General features: G+C 71.7%; 22 protein-coding genes. All 22 read right to left on the bottom strand.

Annotated features, from left to right (window positions below; translation table 11 throughout):
- Window positions 1–92: 92 nt before the first annotated feature.
- Complete coding sequence (locus IRX98_RS18010; RefSeq protein ID WP_224279122.1) at window positions 93–1,160, bottom strand: phage minor head protein; 1,068 nt, start codon at window positions 1,158–1,160, stop codon at window positions 93–95.
- Between the two features lies 1 nt (window position 1,161).
- Window positions 1,162–1,374 (bottom strand): hypothetical protein, encoded by a 213-nt coding sequence (locus IRX98_RS18005; RefSeq protein WP_224279120.1) that lies wholly within the window; start codon window positions 1,372–1,374, stop codon window positions 1,162–1,164.
- The gene (locus IRX98_RS18000; protein ID WP_224279118.1) at window positions 1,374–2,936 is read right to left on the bottom strand and encodes a hypothetical protein; all 1,563 of its coding nucleotides are present in this window, start codon (window positions 2,934–2,936) and stop codon (window positions 1,374–1,376) included. The genes IRX98_RS18005 and IRX98_RS18000 overlap by 1 nt, the downstream gene beginning before the upstream one ends.
- 69 nt (window positions 2,937–3,005) lie before the next feature.
- Window positions 3,006–4,535: a phage terminase large subunit gene (terL, locus tag IRX98_RS17995; RefSeq protein ID WP_224279117.1), complete on the bottom strand. Its 1,530-nt coding sequence runs from the start codon at window positions 4,533–4,535 to the stop codon at window positions 3,006–3,008.
- Between the two features lie 112 nt (window positions 4,536–4,647).
- Window positions 4,648–4,998, bottom strand: a complete 351-nt coding sequence (locus tag IRX98_RS17990) for a hypothetical protein (RefSeq protein WP_224279115.1) — start codon at window positions 4,996–4,998, stop codon at window positions 4,648–4,650.
- Entirely contained in the window at window positions 4,995–6,308 is a 1,314-nt protein-coding gene (locus IRX98_RS17985) for a hypothetical protein (RefSeq protein WP_224279113.1), read from the bottom strand. Before IRX98_RS17985 ends, IRX98_RS17990 begins: the two co-directional genes overlap by 4 nt.
- A gap of 217 nt (window positions 6,309–6,525) precedes the next feature.
- The gene (locus IRX98_RS17980) at window positions 6,526–6,891 is read right to left on the bottom strand and encodes a hypothetical protein (RefSeq protein WP_224279111.1); all 366 of its coding nucleotides are present in this window, start codon (window positions 6,889–6,891) and stop codon (window positions 6,526–6,528) included.
- A 46-nt stretch (window positions 6,892–6,937) separates the two neighbouring features.
- On the bottom strand, window positions 6,938–7,300 hold the full coding sequence (locus IRX98_RS17975) for a hypothetical protein (RefSeq protein ID WP_224279109.1): 363 nt from the start codon (window positions 7,298–7,300) through the stop codon (window positions 6,938–6,940).
- A gap of 59 nt (window positions 7,301–7,359) precedes the next feature.
- Window positions 7,360–7,767, bottom strand: a complete 408-nt coding sequence (locus IRX98_RS17970; RefSeq protein ID WP_224279107.1) for a hypothetical protein — start codon at window positions 7,765–7,767, stop codon at window positions 7,360–7,362.
- Window positions 7,768–7,827: 60 nt separating this feature from the next.
- Window positions 7,828–8,094, bottom strand: coding sequence for a hypothetical protein (locus IRX98_RS17965; protein WP_224279105.1), 267 nt, complete (start codon window positions 8,092–8,094; stop codon window positions 7,828–7,830).
- Between the two features lie 26 nt (window positions 8,095–8,120).
- Window positions 8,121–8,552, bottom strand: a complete 432-nt coding sequence (locus IRX98_RS17960) for a hypothetical protein (protein ID WP_224279103.1) — start codon at window positions 8,550–8,552, stop codon at window positions 8,121–8,123.
- Window positions 8,549–9,196: a hypothetical protein gene (locus IRX98_RS17955; protein WP_224279101.1), complete on the bottom strand. Its 648-nt coding sequence runs from the start codon at window positions 9,194–9,196 to the stop codon at window positions 8,549–8,551. Before IRX98_RS17955 ends, IRX98_RS17960 begins: the two co-directional genes overlap by 4 nt.
- A gap of 4 nt (window positions 9,197–9,200) precedes the next feature.
- Window positions 9,201–9,392 (bottom strand): hypothetical protein, encoded by a 192-nt coding sequence (locus IRX98_RS17950; protein ID WP_224279099.1) that lies wholly within the window; start codon window positions 9,390–9,392, stop codon window positions 9,201–9,203.
- Between the two features lie 313 nt (window positions 9,393–9,705).
- Window positions 9,706–11,172, bottom strand: a complete 1,467-nt coding sequence (locus tag IRX98_RS17945; protein ID WP_224279097.1) for an AAA family ATPase — start codon at window positions 11,170–11,172, stop codon at window positions 9,706–9,708.
- On the bottom strand, window positions 11,169–11,672 hold the full coding sequence (locus IRX98_RS17940; RefSeq protein ID WP_224279095.1) for a GIY-YIG nuclease family protein: 504 nt from the start codon (window positions 11,670–11,672) through the stop codon (window positions 11,169–11,171). Before IRX98_RS17940 ends, IRX98_RS17945 begins: the two co-directional genes overlap by 4 nt.
- A gap of 159 nt (window positions 11,673–11,831) precedes the next feature.
- A complete protein-coding gene (locus IRX98_RS17935) occupies window positions 11,832–12,482 on the bottom strand; it encodes a hypothetical protein (RefSeq protein WP_224279093.1) in 651 nt (216 codons plus the stop codon).
- A complete protein-coding gene (locus tag IRX98_RS17930; protein ID WP_224279092.1) occupies window positions 12,479–12,757 on the bottom strand; it encodes a hypothetical protein in 279 nt (92 codons plus the stop codon). Before IRX98_RS17930 ends, IRX98_RS17935 begins: the two co-directional genes overlap by 4 nt.
- Window positions 12,754–13,164 (bottom strand): Lsr2 family DNA-binding protein, encoded by a 411-nt coding sequence (locus IRX98_RS17925; RefSeq protein ID WP_224279091.1) that lies wholly within the window; start codon window positions 13,162–13,164, stop codon window positions 12,754–12,756. Before IRX98_RS17925 ends, IRX98_RS17930 begins: the two co-directional genes overlap by 4 nt.
- Window positions 13,161–14,270 (bottom strand): hypothetical protein, encoded by a 1,110-nt coding sequence (locus IRX98_RS17920; protein WP_224279090.1) that lies wholly within the window; start codon window positions 14,268–14,270, stop codon window positions 13,161–13,163. The genes IRX98_RS17925 and IRX98_RS17920 overlap by 4 nt, the downstream gene beginning before the upstream one ends.
- Window positions 14,267–14,401 carry a hypothetical protein gene (locus IRX98_RS23190; RefSeq protein ID WP_268929035.1) on the bottom strand — a complete coding sequence of 45 codons (135 nt, stop codon included), beginning with the start codon at window positions 14,399–14,401 and terminating at the stop codon, window positions 14,267–14,269. Before IRX98_RS23190 ends, IRX98_RS17920 begins: the two co-directional genes overlap by 4 nt.
- The gene (locus IRX98_RS17915; RefSeq protein ID WP_224279089.1) at window positions 14,398–14,967 is read right to left on the bottom strand and encodes a RusA family crossover junction endodeoxyribonuclease; all 570 of its coding nucleotides are present in this window, start codon (window positions 14,965–14,967) and stop codon (window positions 14,398–14,400) included. Before IRX98_RS17915 ends, IRX98_RS23190 begins: the two co-directional genes overlap by 4 nt.
- Window positions 14,968–15,055: 88 nt before the next feature.
- Window positions 15,056–15,415, bottom strand: coding sequence for a hypothetical protein (locus IRX98_RS17910; RefSeq protein ID WP_224279088.1), 360 nt, complete (start codon window positions 15,413–15,415; stop codon window positions 15,056–15,058).
- Window positions 15,416–15,453: the final 38 nt, after the last annotated feature.

The following is a 15,453-nucleotide window of genomic DNA, read 5'->3' as shown; positions in this document are numbered from 1 at the left end:
CACGTCTGGGACCTCGATCAGGTGGTCGTGGCGCGCGGTGCGTCGACGGTGTCGTCGTGCGCGCGCTGCGGGGCTGTGCGGTTCGAGCCGGGTCAGGCTGCGGTGCGCGACGACCGGCCGCCGCTCGGCGGTGCCGGCGCCACCCCGTAGGAGTCGCGCCACCCGTCCGTCGTACGCCGCACCGACCAGGCGTCCATCGGGAACTCCCCGCGCGCCCACGCCGCGTGCCGGGCGGGGCCGAGGACCTCACGCTGAGCCGCGGGGGACAGGGCTGCGAACCGGGTCGCCGCGTCGGGCAGCAGCGACGGAGGCTCCTCGATGTCGATCCCGAGGTCGGCCCAGCTCTTCGTAGTCGGGACCGCGGTGCAGCGGCCCTGCTGGTGGTCGTTCGGGCCCTGCTCGTCGACCGGGCGGACGGTCCCGTGCTGCGCCCAGCACGACGGGCAGGTGCGCGCGTCGAGTCTGGCCAGCCAGGTCCAGCCGTCGAGCACGTCGGCGTGCGCCATTCGGCCGACCCGGGCGGCCTCGCGGTGGGCGTCGAGGGTCTCGGTGCGGCTGATGACCAGCGCCCGGGTGAGGCCGCCGTTGAACCCGACCCGCTCGGCGCGGCGGACCATGCGGCGCGCGGTCTCGCGGGGGTTGGACCCTGCGGCGACACCACGGATGAGCTCACGGCGCACGACGTCGTACGCGGCCGGCGCGAGAGGCTTGTGGAGCGAGGTGATCTGCTCGGTGGCACGGGCGACGATCGCGGTGATCTGGTCGGCGTCGACGCGTGACCAGGTGGCGAGGTCGTCGGGGGACATGAAGTTCACCGGCAGCTGGGAGTCGATGACAGACGCCTGCGCGGCGCCGGCAGTGTCGACCACGGCCTGCAGGTCGCCCACGATCCGGACCTGTGACGCCGCGGCGAGGTCCTGCAGTTGGTCGGCTACGACCGCGAGGGCCGCACGGAGGCGGGTGGAGCGGAGCAGCTGCGCGCGGGAGATCTGCTCGCCGGCGACGAGCTGCTCGAGGAGCGCGGCGGTGAGGTCGGGTGCGATCTCGTCCCACGCGATGGCCCAGGCGCGGACCAGGTCGCGGGTCTGGGCGTCGGTGATGGCCTGGAGGGCGTCGCGGAGGTCCTGCTCGAGGCGCAGGGTGCGGTCGGTGATCGGCACGTCAGGACTGCCAGATCGTGGTGGGCGCGTCGACGAGTTCGACGTCGTCGTGCTCGCAGTCCTGGCAGGCGGTCGCGGTGTGGAAGCACAGCGAAGGCCCAACCGTCACGGCGTAGCGCACGCGGATCCCGGCGGACGTGAGGCAGCGGTTGCACCAGTGCCCGACCTCGACGCCGATGAGCTCGGTGGTGACGCGGAGGGTACGGCGCCCCATCACAGGGCTCCCGTGGGGTCCTGACCGCGGCGGAACCGCTGCGCCGCGGCGTCGCCGGCGGTGGCCTCGGGGTCGATGAAGGCGCCGTCCTCGTCGGTGACCTTCTTCATCACCTCGTCGACGTCCTTCACCCCGAGGGCGTTGAGGAGCAGCCGGACCGTGGTCAGCGGCGGGACCTTCCCGGTCCCGTCGGCGTTCACGATCGCCTCGACGAGCTTCACCGGGTCCAGGTCGGCCAGCGGCGGCCAGGTGAAGTCCAGCGTGGGCTCGACGCCGCCGCCGAGGATCGTGTGCTTCAGGCCCCAGTCGTCGACGAGGGTGGTCCCGGTGAGGCGGCCGCGGGGGGCCTCGACGGCGGCGGTGATGACGTGCCGCACGATCCGCTCGAACGCCGCCTGCCACAGCAGCCTGCGCATCCCCATCTCGAGAATGGTGGGCCGGTCGAGGGTCTCCGCGGTCGCGCGGGCACCGGACACGCCGGGGTCGGCGAGCAGCATCGTGACCGGGACGCCCATGCCCGCGGCGACCATCGCAGCGAGTGGCTTCCCGGACTGAGAGTCGATGGTCGCGCCGGACTTCGACACCGCCTCCAGCCCCTGCCCGGGGCCGAGGACAGCGGCCTGCCCGGCACCGGCAAGCCCGTCGGGCGACGCGGCCGCGGCTGCGCGGGCAGACGATGCGGCGCGGGCGGCGCGGGAGCGGGTGTCGCCGGTCATCTTGTACGCGATCTTCGACAGCGCCTTCGTGAGGCCGGCCCAGTCGACGAGGAAGTCGCGGTACATGCGGGCGTAGGCGATCGCGACGTAGGCGTCGGGGACGCCGTACTGCCAGCCGTCGAGGCGGTTGACCGACACGTGCAGGATCGGGGCGTCCCAGCGGACCTCGTGGCCGTTCAGCGACTTGATGCGGGTCGCGGGCCGGTAGCCGAGCGCGGGGTGCACGACCTTCCGGGTCTGCCGGCGGGCACGGGTGGTGCCGGTGCCGTACCCGGCCTCGAGGGTGGTCTCGACGTACTCGCGGACGTAGAACCACGGGTCGTCGCGGTCGTCGGGGTTGGTGATGATGTCGACGATCTCGTCGGTCGGGGTGGACCGGACCTGCACGCGCCCGACGAGGGGGCTGGTGAAGCAGGCGAGGAACACGTTGCCGTCGGTGCCGAGGGCCCGCTCGAGCTCTTCTTGGGCCTGGGAGCCGGTGAGGGAGCGGTCGTTGTCGGTCTCGAAGTCGGCGAGGAGGTCGTTGACCTGGGCTTGCAGGGCCTCGTCGTCGCGGACCTGGGCGGCGACCTCGAGGCCCTGGCCCCAGATGTAGCCGATGCGGAGCTGGAGGCCGCGCTTCACGAGGGGGTTGGACACGGCCATGGTGCGGCACGCTGCGGCGACTCGGCGGCGGCCGTCGGCGGTGAACTCGTCGGCGACGCCGTGGGACAGCGCGCGCCAGCCGCGGTCCTCGAGCTGCATGGTGAGGTCGGCGATCGCTTCCTGGGCGAGGAGGTTGCTCTCCTGCTCGGCGCGGAGCTGTTCCTGGAGGTTCTCGACTGCGGGGGCGGTGGTGTCGGGCACGGGGTGTCACCGCCTCTCGGGTTGCTCAACTTCCGGCCATCTCGGTGAGATCGGCGGATCTTTAGCAGGTCAGGGGACGTAGGAGCCGAAGTCCGCGAGCTCCTCGTCGAGGTCCTCCGCGGTCACGATCCCGCCCTCGAGGAGGGGCTGCAGGATCAGCCGGTTCAGCGCCTGCGACATCGCGTCGACGTCGTCGTCATGCGCGGCAGTCGGGAACCCGGCCGCCTCTTCGATCACGTCGTCGGCCCACGGCGCCAGCTCACTGTCGGGGAGCCACACGTTGCGGGCCTCGACGAGCGGCGACACCGCGGCAGCGCGGGCTTCCTTCCCGCCGTCCGGCTCCACCGGCACGATGCCCGGCACGGTCCGGGCGAGCATCGAGATCACCGCGGGCCCGTTGGCCTTGTCCTCAACGAGCTTCAGCACCGCCTGCGGCCACCGCGCGGCCAACGCCTTGAACGCGGCGAGGGTGTCGACGAAGTCCATCCGTCCGTGCATCCGGTCGAGCAGGAACGCGTCGGCGCCGCGGCGCATCCACACGTGCCCGGCGACGTAGTCGGTGCCCTCGGTCTTCTTGAACGTCATGTCCCAGCTGATGAGGAGCTCGTCGAAGTGCCCCACGATCACCCGGGCGCCGTCCTCGCGCTGCACCCACGGCAGCTGGTCGTACCGCTGCCACCAGTCCCGCTTGAACATGCTGCCCTCGGCCGAGGAGGGGCGGCCCTGGTAGAGCGCGTTCCACGTCCTGGTCCCGACGCGGGTGCGGATCGCCTCCCACTGCGCCGGCGTACGCCCGCGCGCGGACTCGAGGAACTCGCCCGGCGCCCGGCCTAGGGGGTCTGTCTCGCCCTTCTCCGGGTCGTGGTCGGCCTGGGCGGGGATGTTGAGGACCTCCCACAGGTGCCCGTCTTCGGCGGCGAGGAGCCGGCCTGCGAAGTCGTCCTCATGCCACCTGGTGAGGATCACCACGACCGGCGCACCGGGCGCGAGTCGGGTGGACGCGACGTCGGTCCACCAATCCCACACCGCCTGGCGGTAGACCTCGGAGTCGGCTTCCTTGCGGTCCTTGATCGGGTCGTCGATGACCATCAGGTCCGCGGGGCGGCCGGTGAGGCCGGCGCCGATGCCCACGCTGACGAGGCCGCCGTCGCGGCCGTCGAGCTGCCACTCGGACGCGGAGCCGTTGTCGACCGCGAGCGTCATGCCGAGTTCGGGGTTGGACTTGATCGTGTTGCGGATGGAGCGGCCGTTGCGGTTCGCGAGGCCCTGGCCGTAGGAGGCGCCGACGATGCGGGTCCACGGTCGTTGCTTGAGGTCGTGGAGCACGAAGTCCTTGGCGACCCGGGTGGACTTCCCTTCCTGTGGGGGCATCGTGATGATGAGCCGGCCGTCGGGGGTGTTCCGCACGCGCTCGAGGGCGGCGTCGACGCAGTCGAGGGCCGGGGTCTGGACGGTCGCGGGGTTGAGGCGCTTCGCGAGGGTGCCGGGTGTGCGCCAGGAGTCCTCGTCGGCCTTGTCGCGGACGGGGTCGGGGGCGCGGAGCTCGAACGCCCGGGCGGCGTGCTCCCACACGTTGAGCGGGTCAGAGGTGGTGGTCATCGTGCGCACCTCCGGACGTGCGAAGAACCCCTGCTACCGGGATTTGGGTAGGGGGTTCTTGAGGACATGAGACACCAGAACGAGCCCCGCCGTCAACTTTCTCGCGAGAGGGTCACCACGCAGCCACTAGGGACGCCTGCGCGATGCGGTTGTCCTCGTCGCGCCGCCAGTCGCGCTGCCGTTCGAGGCTGAACGCGCGAGCGGCGTAGAAGCCACCGACGATCGCAGCGCCGACAGCGGCCACGGTCGCCCAGGCTTCGAGCCATGACGGGAACTCGCTGACGCTGAGGTCGGAGTGCCACCAGGTGGCGTACGCGATAGCGATCGTGAGGAGCACGCCCACGACGGCGATCAACAGGATCTTTACTGTGTCCAGCTGGTGCCGGTCGGTATGCGGCTCCCCGTCGCTCGTCATGGCGACATCATGCCCGGGCTCGCCGACATCCACCGACAGGACGCTCATGCGCCCAGCCGGTCGTGCTCCTCGATGAACGACCGCACCCGCGCCGGCGCGAGACCGAGCCGTACGCCGGCCGCCTTCGGGTCCTCGCCGGCGGATACCGCGTCCGACCACGCCTCGTGCTCCCGCGCTCGCCGCTGCTGCTCGAGCCGCGCGGCCGCCACCCGACGGTTGAGGTCGAGCGCGGCGTCGGCGACGTCCGGCCAGAACACCAGCCGCATGCCCCACGTCTTGCCCGGCTCCCACACGCAGCACGACGCGACCTTGTTGCGGTCCATCCACTTGCGCACGGTGCCGGCCAGCACCAGGCCGTCGGTGATCTCCGATGCCGCGGTGGCGGCCATCGAGACGTGGGTCCACCCGTCACCGTTCGCGCCCTTCGTGAGCAGGTCGCGGCGTACGGCGGTGGCGTACTCGCCCGGGTCGTACGCCTTCCGGCAACCCGGGCACTCCCACGACTGCCCGGCCGACGGGTCCTCGATGCCGCCCTGGTCGCACTTCCCGCACGGCACGTACGCCGCCCGGACGTCCGCGACGGTCAGTGCCTCGGGGTAGCCGAGGCGGGCCCACCGGCGCAGCTCGCGGCGCGCGGGCGTGGAGTGGGTGCACCGTGCTGGTCGACGCCACCGGCGCTGCAGCGTGTCGCCGCACTCGAAGCACTCGACGCCGCGCTCGGGTTCGCGTTCGTCGTGCAGCGCGCGCTCGAGGCGCGCCCTCAGGTCGCGGACCTCGCGGGTGAAGGCCGGCCAGTCGGGGCCGTCGGGCTGCTGGGCGAGGTGGGGCAGCTGGGTGCGGAGGTAGTCCACGCAGGAGCCGACGGTCGCGATGGCGGCGGGGGTGTGGCCGAGCCAGGTGCGGTACTGGTCCTCCCAGTGGGCGAGGACGGCGAGCGGGGGGAGTGGGTCGGAGGCGTGGTGGTCCTCGAGGTAGTTCTCGTCGGTGTAGCCGGCGTACGTGCGCATGGCGGCGACGAGGACGGTGGGGCCGCGGAGGACCTGGGCAGTCCCGCCGGGGATCGGTGCGGCGGCGACGAGGCGGCCGTCACCACCACCGTCGGTCGCCTCGGCGGCGAGCTCGTCGTACGCCGTGGTGATGTCCTTCAGGTCCTGGTCGACGGCGTGCTGGCAGGTGGGGCAGGTGAGGGGCTGGTCGTTGGTGGCGTGGTTGCGGCCGCAGACGACACAGTGGGGTGCGGTGCAGGGGACGCAGCCGCGGTGGCCGGTGGGGTTGGGGCAGTCGTCGCGGTGCTCGCCTGTGACGCGCTCGCCGAGGTGGCGGTCGTAGTGGCAGGCGGGCGGGCGGTGGTCGGTCACGCGTGCTCCTGGCATGGTCGGGCGAGGATCAGGGTCGGGGCGGGGTCGCAGAGCCGGCGGGGTTCTTCGGTCCACTCGCAGGCGGTGCAGCCCCACGCGGCGGGGAGCTGCGTGAGGCAGGCGGTGCAGATCCGGGCGACAACCTCGGTGGCGCCGGTCTCGCGGGAGCGGACCTCTACGGGCTGCGACTGGTCGTGTGGGCAGGAGCGTTCGTCGGTCACGTGGTCTCCGGGGTGCTCGGTCGGGATGGTCGGAGGAGCGCGGCGATGGAGTCAGGGAACGGCAGCGGCGGTGCTTCGCCCTGCTCGACCATCGGCGCGGTGCGGATCCGGCCGAGTTCGGGGTCGCCGTCGTACTGCTTGCGGCCCTGGTCGTCGAGGACGAGACCGACGTAGCGGATGCAGCGGCCGCACTCGTCGCGGCTGATCCGGGTGCCGGCGAGCACGGCGTGTGGGTCGATGGCGTGGAACTCGCACCACTGCTTGAGCGCTTCCCACTCGGGGGTGTTGAACTCGATGAGGGCTTCTGTTGCGGTGTCGGCGTCGGCGGCGACCGCGGCGAGGCCCCTCCACGGGCGGCTCATGCGGGCACCTGCTCGCGGATCCGGTCGAGCAGCTCGGGGTCAGGGGTCACAGCCCCTCCCCTCGGCCAGCGGAGGCAGCGCGGGCGAGCAGCGCGGCGTCTCGGCACATGCGGCAGGGGGTCGCGGGCAGGTCGCAGCCGTCCTCGATGGCCTGCGCGATCCGCTCCCCCTCCTCCCGCCGCACCCGGTCGAGCAGGGGCGTCTCGGTGGTCTTGATATCGCGGCCTAGGTGCAGGCAGTAGCCCCACGTCCCAGCGAGGTAGCGGTAGCCGACCTGAGTGACGTCCACGGAGACCGGGCGGCAGGTCTGGAATCGTTCGCTGACGACGCTCCCGCATCCGGGGCACCGCTCGCCTGCCGTGGTCTCAGCCACCTCGGACGGCTCGGGGGCGGGGGTGTGGCCGTCCATGCAGGAGCAGTGCTCCTCGGGGAACCGGTCGCAGCTACACGGGTAGCGGCACTCGCTGCTCATCGCGCCCCACCGCCACTGAGAATCGAGCGGAGGGCACTTGCGATCCGCTGTGCCGCATCCCGCTCGGCCTCGACGACCCGCACACGCTCGGCCACGATGCGCTCGACCTCCGCGAGGACCGGGTTCCACGCGGGCTCGTACCCCTCGGCGAACACCGCGTCATGGAGGCGGTCGCGCTCGGCGTCGGTCAGCCCGTTCGCGTCGGTCTCGGTCTCGGGTGCGGCGGGGGGCTGGGGGGTCATCGCTGCGAGATACGCGCCGATGGCTTGGCGCGCGGTCTGGACTCGGATGTCGCAGGGGGTGGGCGGGATCTCGTCCAGCGTCTCGTTGGGGTAGAGCGCGTTGACGACCGCCGTCGTGGGGGCGTCAAGGCCAGCGTGCTGCGTGCTCTCGGTCTCAGGCATCTTCGGTTGTCCTCTCGTTCCCGCGCCTGGCATCCAGGTAGGCGGTGGTGGATGTGGTGGTCATCGGGTCTCCTGGGTGTCGAGGTGGGTGGTGGTCTGGTCGAGCGGGCGCTTGCAGTCCTCGCAGCGCTTCCGGCCGGGCACGCGTTGCACCCAGCCGCACGGGCAGTAGCCGGGCGGGATCGGGCCGACGTGACCGCCGAGCCCGACGTCGGGGCACAGGGAGCAGGTGAAGAGCGCCGACCAGGTGCCATTCGGGTTCAGGTACGCGCCGGCCTCGGTCCACTCGTGCTCGTGCATGTACGCCCGAGCGGGCCCAACGGACATCGGTCCCGGGTCCGGGAAGTAGCCGGTCACGGCAGCACCACCCACCGCTCGATCACGAGCCGGCACAGCGGGCAGGAGATCTCCATGCCCGGCTCGAGGGCATCCGTCCCGACGCCGGCGACCTGGCCGCAGAGGTGGTCACCGGTGACCCGGTCGATACCGTGCACCACCGACGGGCCGGCCTCAGCGTCGGCGCGCGCTCGGAGCGCGTCGTACGCCCACTGCGACACGAACACCGTCCACGACGGCACCCAGCCGGCGCCGCCGGCCGGATCCACGCCGACGACCATGTGCGTCGCCTCGCCAGGCCCCGGGCCGACGTCCTCGCCGAGCCACGCCAGCACCTCGGCGTAGCCGTGCCGCACTGTGCGGCGCGCGACCTCACGGTGCGACGGCACCGTCGGCAGGGCCGGCGAGACGAACACCTGCATGCCCTCGATGAACAGCGGCCGCGTCATGCCGCACCTCCGCCGACGACCTGACCGGGCACGACATCGCCGGCGAGACGCCGCAGCTCGTTCGGCACGACCTGCAGCGCCAACGACCGCTGCTCGTCCGTCAGCAGCAGCTGGTCCAGCACCGACCGGATCACCGCCGCCAGCTGCTGGCCAGCGGACTCCGCCAGCCGCACACGGCGCTCCTCGATCCCGACGTCGACGCACGTCTTCGCGACCTTCGCCAGCCGGTCCCGCTCCTCCTGCCACAGCCGGACGAACGCGTTGGTCTGCGCGGCGTACGTCGTGCCGTTCTCCGCGCCCTTCTCGAGCTGCGTCCCGTGGGTCTCCTTCACGCGACCCCACACGACCTCGTCCTTGTCCAGGTCCGCCACGATCGCGCCCAGCCACTGCACCGCGCCGGCGCACCGGTGCAGCTCCTCGAGCAGCGCGGAGTGCGGGTCCACCTCACGAGGCAGCCCGAACGCCTCCGCAGCGACCAGGGCCTGGCGTTCGGCCCGTCGACGCTCGCGGGCGTCGCGCGACTGCGGCGACTTCGAGCCGTGCATCGCGCAGACCGCGCTGTCCGGAGACGCGGCCCGCTTGCACCGCTCACCGGACTGCTTCGACGTCGCGGTGCACCGACGGTCGTTCGACGTGTCATCCATGGGGTCAGCCATCGATCTCGCCGTCCATGGGATCAACCCGCTCGGGGTGCCCGTCGGGCGTCGCGTGATCCGGGCAGGTCGGCTCTTCTGTGCTCCAGCCGAGCGCTTCGGCTGCAGCCTTCACCTCGGCGAACGTGTCGCCCTTGGTCTCGACCTCGGCGCCGCAGCCGCAGGTCAGCGTGAAGGTCATGCTCATGTGGTGGCTCCTGGGAGATCGGGGTGGTGGTGTTCGAGGGGGTGCCGGCGGTGCGTCCTCCGACCGGGTGAGGGGGTGGGTGTCCGGAGGAACCCCCTCTCCCGTAGGGAGAGACAGGTCCGGACAGCGTCTGACCTGCGGTTTTGTGTGAAATCGGGCTGTCTTTCGGGGGAGTGGGCAAGACAGCGGGTGGTGGTGGTGTTTGTGCAGGTCAGGGCTGTCTTGTGGGGTTTGCGGACAGCGCAAGACAGACGTGCTGTCTTGTTGGGGTGGGTCGCGAGCAAGACAGCTGCGAGGTGGGTTCGGCGCGTCGTCACAGCTCGTCCTCGATGGAGCGCTGGGAGGGGGTGCCGTTGAGGGAGAGCCACTGGTTCTTGTAGGGCATGGCGGGGCCGATGGCGCGTTCGATCTGGGCCTTGGTGATGCCGGTCTGCTTGACGAGCTCGCGGATGGAGAGGTACTCGCCGTGGTCGAGACGGGCGCGTCGGATGGTGTTCCAGTTCTTGTCGACGTCGGAGAGCACGGCGGCCCAGGGCCAGATGCCGCCGCGCTGGAGGGTGAAGGGCCAGGAGCGTTCTTCGCGGGCGCCGCGCCAGGGGGAGAGGGTGCCGTCGCGGTCGAGCCAGAGGCCGACCTCGGGCCAGCGCATCCACCCGGACCAGCCGTAGGGCTCGTGGGGGCGCTTGCGAGCGTTGCCGTTGCCGGTGGCCTTGGCGGCGTGGGCCTCGAGGACGATGGCGCAGTCGATCTGGTCACGGACGAGGTCGAGGGCCATGGCGACGGGCTTGGCGGACTTCTCCTCGGTGGGGTCGCCGTTGGCGAGCTTGTAGATGGGCCCGATGAGGAGGAGGTCCGGCTGGACGTATCGGCAGGTGTCGAGGAGCCAGTCGCGGTCGGTTTCGGTGGTGAGGTCGAGGCCGGCGGTGCGGAGCTCGATGCGGAGGCGGTCGGACTCGAGCTGGTGGCCGGCCTGGAAGCGGAGGGGCCGGTAGCGGCGGCGGGACTGTCGGCGGGTGTTCTCGACGTCGATGTGCAGGACGGTGATGGGGGTGATGGCCTCGAGGGTGAAGGGGTGGATGCCGGCGGCTGCCTGGACGGCGATCTGGCGCAGGAGGGTGGACTTCCCGGCGCCTTCCTCGGCGGTGATGATGACGCGTTCCTGTCGCTCGAGGAGGCCGGGGATGACCCAGTCGTAGGTGTCGTCGTCCTCTCCGTGGAGCAGCTCGTCGATGGTCTCGACGTGGTGGCGGATCCGCTGGTTGGTGGATGCGCCGAACCGGACGAGCTCCTGGTCCATGACGGTCACGGCGGCCTCGATGGCGTCCGTGACGTTCTCTGGTCGGGCTGACTGGATGGCGGAGCGGACCTTGCTCGTCGCTTCCTGGGCGGAGCGGAGGCGGGAGGTGTCGCGGACGATGCGGGCGTACTCGTCGAGCTGGCCGAAGCGCCCGGCCTGGACGAGCTCGAAGAGGTAGGGGGCGCCGCCGACCTTGTTGAGCTCCTTGACGCGGGTGAGGTGGTCGAGGACGAGTGCGGGTTCGGGAAGTGCGCCGGTGGCAGTGACGGCGTGGATGGAGTCCCAGATCGCGATGTGCTCTGGTCGGTAGATGTCGTCGCGGTCGATGAGAGTCGCGGCGAGGGGGGCCATGTCGGGGTTGACCATGAGGGTGCCGAGGAGGGCCTGTTCGGCGCCGCGGGAGTTGGGTGGGATGTCGGGGTCGAGGACCGGTGGTCGGTCGGTCTCTGGGTCGAAGGGCGGCTCGAGGTCGTAGGCGGTCACAGGGCGGCTCCGGTGAGTCGCAGGTGTGGGGTGCCGCGGTGCTGTGGGGCGGCGCCGACGTGGTCGTTGCCCCAACCGCAGGTCCAGGCGTGGCCGTGCTCGCAGAGGTAGTGCGCGGTGCCGTGGGCCCAGAAGTGGGGGAAGTAGATGGCCTCGATGCCGGCGGCGACGCAGACGTCGTGACAGTCGTCGGGCATCTCGCGGGCCTGCTCGGACCAGACGCTGTAGAAGGTCTGCTCGGCCGGGGTGGGCAGAGGCAGCTGGCCGCGGTTGTGGACGACGTTGTAGCGGGGCTGCTCGGCGATGATCGCTGCGCGTTCGGCTTCGAGGACGGCTTGGCGGTCGGGGTGCTGCTCGACGGTGACGTTGGCGACTTCGTGCCACCAGGGCTTGTCGTGGGAGTGGGCACGCCACCGGGTGCCGGGGTCGGCGGTGATGCCGACGTACAGCAGGGTGCCGTCGGCGGAGTGGAAGCGGTAGAGGGCGTGGGTGGCGCTCACGTGGTCCTTCTGGTCCGAGGTGGATGGGTCGGGGTGGGCCGCGGGGGCAGGAGTGCCGGCCAGGTGAAAGGAGTCCTGGCGGTGTGGGGGCGTCCTTCGGTCCGTTGGTCGCGTGCAGGCGGCGCGACGTCGGGTGGCGTTGACCCCCGCGGCCAGGTCTCAGGCGGGTGTGGTGAAGGGGTCGGGGACGGTGGAGAGGTGGCGGTTGCGGGCGTCGACGAGGTCGGGGTCTTCCTCCCAGCCCTCGGGGTCCTTGGCCCGGTCGACGTCCTCGTCCTCGGGATCGACGGGGTTGCCCTCGGAGTCGACCTCGTCGTGCGTCGGGTCGCTGCCGTCGTCACCCTCGGGCTCGTCGAGGACGTCCTGGGTGGAGTGGACGGCGGAGGCCTCGATGCTGCCGCAGAGGTCGCAGATGGGGGTGTCCTTCGCGGCGTCGTCGGGGAGGAACGGGTGCGGTCGGTAGCGCTGGCCGGAGGCGAGGACGTCGGCGACGGTGCGTTCGGTGCCGAGGGAGGTGTCGATCGCGAGTTGGCCGTCGGACTGCTGGCGGTTGAGGTAGCCGACGCGGGTGAGCTCGCGGAGGTGTTCCTCGAGGGCGGAGTCGGTGGCGGGTTCGACGAGGGTGAGGACGAGGTCGACCTTGCGGGCGCCGTCGGCCTTCTCGTGGGTCTCGTCGACCTTGACCTCGACGATGGCCATGTAGTGGCGGCCCTTGTTGCGGAACATCTCGCCGGCGAGCTGTTCGGTGACGCCGGTGGCGTCGAGGCCCTTGGCGCGGATCTTGGCGGTGTAGTCGGCTGGGTCGGTCATGCGGCTGTCTCTTCCTGCTGGATGGGTGTTGCCTGGGTGGGGTTGGTGCGTCGGGGTGCCTGGACGGCGGGGGCTTCGTAGAGGAGGACCCACTTGGTGATGCGGCCGGATCCGGGGACCTCGGCGGACAGGGCGGCTGACCAGCGGCCAGGGCCGGTGAGCCGGGCGTGGGCCTGGGCGGCGAGGAAGGGGATGTCGTGGGTGGCCTGGGCGCAGAGGGCGGTGAAGGGGAGCCGCTCGTTGGTGATGGGCCAGATGGCGCGGAAGCGGCTCACGAGGCGGCTCCGGTGGCGGTGAGGTACTGCTTGCGGAGGTCGAGGGGGATGCGGCCGCGGTCGCCGACGGGGATGCCGGTCTCGCGCGCCCAGGCGCGGACAAGGTCGGTCGGGGCCGCGGCTTCGATGCGCTCGACCTCGGCAATCCGCTCGAGCGCGGCCTGCTCCCGTGCGGCGCGTGCTGCCTCGCGGCGCTCCTCGCGCTCGGCTTCCTTCTCGGCGGCGCGGCGGGCGCGCTGGGCATCCCGCAGCGCGGCCTCCTCGCTCTCGCGCCGGGATGCGTCGAGCTCGGCGCGCCGGGCGTCGGCGGCCGCCGCGCGGACGCGCTCCTTGGCGATCTCCTCGTCGACGCGGTCGCGCAGCTCGAGGAGGTGCTCGAGGTGACTGCCCTGCCGTACGCCGCTCATGACGCCTCCTGCTGGTAGCGGTGACTGTTGAGCCCGGTCACGCGCTCGAGCTCGGCGAGCGAGCGGCCCGCCTCGGTCCAGCGGCGCACCAGCTCGGCCTTCTCGTCCTTCGTGAGGCGGACGCTGCGGTCGCCGTGCGTACGCCGGTAGATCGCGGCCTCGTCGAGTCCCGTGTCGTCGACGTCAGGCAGCAGCGACCCGGGCTTGTAGGTCGGGTCGTCGAGCAGCTCGTCGTCGAGCGCGAGCGGCGGCAGCCATCCGCGGTCCTTGGCGTAGCGGCGTGCGCGGGAGACTGAGATCTTGTCGCGGTGGGTCTCGGCCGGCGGGATGGTCATCGACAGCTCGTCGTACAGCGCAGCGACGGCCTTGGCGGTGATGGTGCGGACCTGCGGGCGGGTGCCGCTGCCGAGGTGGAAGTTGCTGCGCTGGATGCCGAGTCGGGCGGCGAGCTTGCTCTGCGACCAGCCGAGCGCGACGAGTGCCCGGATCCGGCGGGTGGTGCCGGTGGCGTCGACCTTGGCGCCGTCGGCGAGCTCGAGCTGGACGGCGAGGACCTTCTCGGCGGTGGTGCGCAGGACCCGCTTCGAGGGGCCGCGGACCAGGTCGCCGGCGCCGGCACACCCGCGTGACGGGCCGGTGCGTGGTGCGTAGACGCCCCACATGAGCTTCGAGAGGGAGCCGTTGGACACGCCGGCGGCGCGGGCGACGCGCTTGAGGCCCATGCCCTGCTCGCCGAGGGCGATGATGTGGGCGCGGACCGGGTTGGCGTCGACGAACTTGTCGTAGCGGCCGTAGGCCTTCTGTCGCTCGCGGTCGGTCTCGGCTTGGGCGTTGGCCTTGGCGCAGGGCAGGCAGCGGCAGCGGTCGAGGACGTAGGCGGCGCGCGTGCCGTGGTGGTGGTCGGCGATCTTGTGGAGGCACGGCTTCGGGGTCCGGTCGACGGTGGCCTCACGGGCGGCGGCGCGTTCGCGGGAGGCGTTCTTGCGGAGGTGCTTCTCGCAGGAGTGCTTGCGCTTGGCGTAGTCGGCGCGGCCGGCGGTGTCGTAGGTGCCCTTCCACCCGCAGGTGCGGCACCAGCGGGTGAAGGTCTTGGCGCTCGTGGTCATGACGCCACCTGGAGGACAGCGCCGCAGACGCGGCAGTGGCGCTGGTCGAGGTCGGGGCGGTGGCCGCCGGTGGCGGTGCAGCCGGCGGGGGTGAGCCAGTAGCGGATGTCCTGCTGCTCGCTGGTGGTCACGGGAACAGCACCTCCTTGTGCTGGGGGGCCTCCCCGGCCGTGGTGGGGGAGACCACGGCCGGGGAGGTGGTGGCCTCTCCGGCCGCGCGCACGGGGGAGGAGGCGCAGGCCGGAGAGGGGTCGAGGGGCTCGATGAGGATCAGGACGCCGGGACGGTCGAGGGCGTACTCGCTCTCCCCGGCGTAGAACTTGCGGGCGCGGACGTCGACGATCTGGCCGTCGTCGGCCCACACTTCGGCGTCGGTGAGCGCGTCGAAGCAGGCGCGCTGCAGCTTGTCGAGGTCGTTCTTGTGGGTCGGGTAGAGCGGCGCGCTGTCCTTGATGAGGTGGGCGTTGCGGCCGGTCCGGTAGTGGCTCTTGGGCCTGTCGAAGGAGAAGCGGATGGTGACGCGGACGGGTCCGGTGAAGCGGTCGTGGTAGCGGCTGGCGTCGACGGCGTGGTCCTTGACCTTCTTGCGCCAGGGCTTGAGGACCTTGGAGTTGTCGTCGTGCATGCCGTAGCGGTTGCGGGTCTTGGACCCCTGGGTGATGGGAGTGCCGTGGACGACGATCACGAGGTTGGTCATGGTCGGCTGCTCCCGTCACCGCGGGCGAGGGCGAGGTAGGTGATGCCGACGCACGCGGCGACGAGGATGGCGATGAGGAGGACGCGGCTCACAGCCCCTCCCCTCGGCCAACGGAGGCAGCGCGGGCGATCCAGGCGGCGTCGGCGTAGACGGCGCGCTCTACGGGGCCCGGAGTGCCGCGCTCGGGAGTCGGTAGCGAGCGCGCCTCGATGGCCTGCGCGATCCGCTCCCCCTCCTCCCGCCGCACCCGGTCGAGCAGGGCGGGGGTGAGTGCGCTCTCGTCTATCGCGGCCAGCAGTCGACCCACAGCGGCGTGCCACCCCTCGGGCAAGTAGCAGCCGGGCCCCTGCGAGTAGGCCGAACGCAGACTGTCGACCCACACCTCGACCTCCCCGGCGTCCGGCTCGGCGGCACAGAGGATCGGGCTCATGTCATCGCGAAAGGCCATGACGTGCGGGGTCAGGTGGCGGCCACACTCATTGCAGC

The sequence above is a fragment of the Nocardioides lacusdianchii genome (genome assembly GCF_020102855.1).
Taxonomy (GTDB): Bacteria; Actinomycetota; Actinomycetes; order Propionibacteriales; family Nocardioidaceae; genus Nocardioides; species Nocardioides lacusdianchii.
Note: the sequence above shows the minus strand (reverse complement) of the source record. Positions and strands in the feature narration are given on the sequence as shown.

Coding starts and splice junctions, on each gene's coding strand:
- IRX98_RS18005 (WP_224279120.1), bottom strand. CDS start 1,374: ATGGGGCGCCGTACCCTCCGCGTCACCACCGAGCTCATCGGCGTCGAG.
- terL (WP_224279117.1), bottom strand. CDS start 4,535: ATGACCACCACCTCTGACCCGCTCAACGTGTGGGAGCACGCCGCCCGG.
- IRX98_RS17990 (WP_224279115.1), bottom strand. CDS start 4,998: ATGAGCGTCCTGTCGGTGGATGTCGGCGAGCCCGGGCATGATGTCGCC.
- IRX98_RS17980 (WP_224279111.1), bottom strand. CDS start 6,891: ATGAGCCGCCCGTGGAGGGGCCTCGCCGCGGTCGCCGCCGACGCCGAC.
- IRX98_RS17975 (WP_224279109.1), bottom strand. CDS start 7,300: ATGGACGGCCACACCCCCGCCCCCGAGCCGTCCGAGGTGGCTGAGACC.
- IRX98_RS17970 (WP_224279107.1), bottom strand. CDS start 7,767: ATGCCTGAGACCGAGAGCACGCAGCACGCTGGCCTTGACGCCCCCACG.
- IRX98_RS17965 (WP_224279105.1), bottom strand. CDS start 8,094: ATGTCCGTTGGGCCCGCTCGGGCGTACATGCACGAGCACGAGTGGACC.
- IRX98_RS17960 (WP_224279103.1), bottom strand. CDS start 8,552: ATGACGCGGCCGCTGTTCATCGAGGGCATGCAGGTGTTCGTCTCGCCG.
- IRX98_RS17955 (WP_224279101.1), bottom strand. CDS start 9,196: ATGGATGACACGTCGAACGACCGTCGGTGCACCGCGACGTCGAAGCAG.
- IRX98_RS17950 (WP_224279099.1), bottom strand. CDS start 9,392: ATGAGCATGACCTTCACGCTGACCTGCGGCTGCGGCGCCGAGGTCGAG.
- IRX98_RS17935 (WP_224279093.1), bottom strand. CDS start 12,482: ATGACCGACCCAGCCGACTACACCGCCAAGATCCGCGCCAAGGGCCTC.
- IRX98_RS17925 (WP_224279091.1), bottom strand. CDS start 13,164: ATGAGCGGCGTACGGCAGGGCAGTCACCTCGAGCACCTCCTCGAGCTG.
- IRX98_RS17920 (WP_224279090.1), bottom strand. CDS start 14,270: ATGACCACGAGCGCCAAGACCTTCACCCGCTGGTGCCGCACCTGCGGG.
- IRX98_RS17915 (WP_224279089.1), bottom strand. CDS start 14,967: ATGACCAACCTCGTGATCGTCGTCCACGGCACTCCCATCACCCAGGGG.
- IRX98_RS17910 (WP_224279088.1), bottom strand. CDS start 15,415: ATGGCCTTTCGCGATGACATGAGCCCGATCCTCTGTGCCGCCGAGCCG.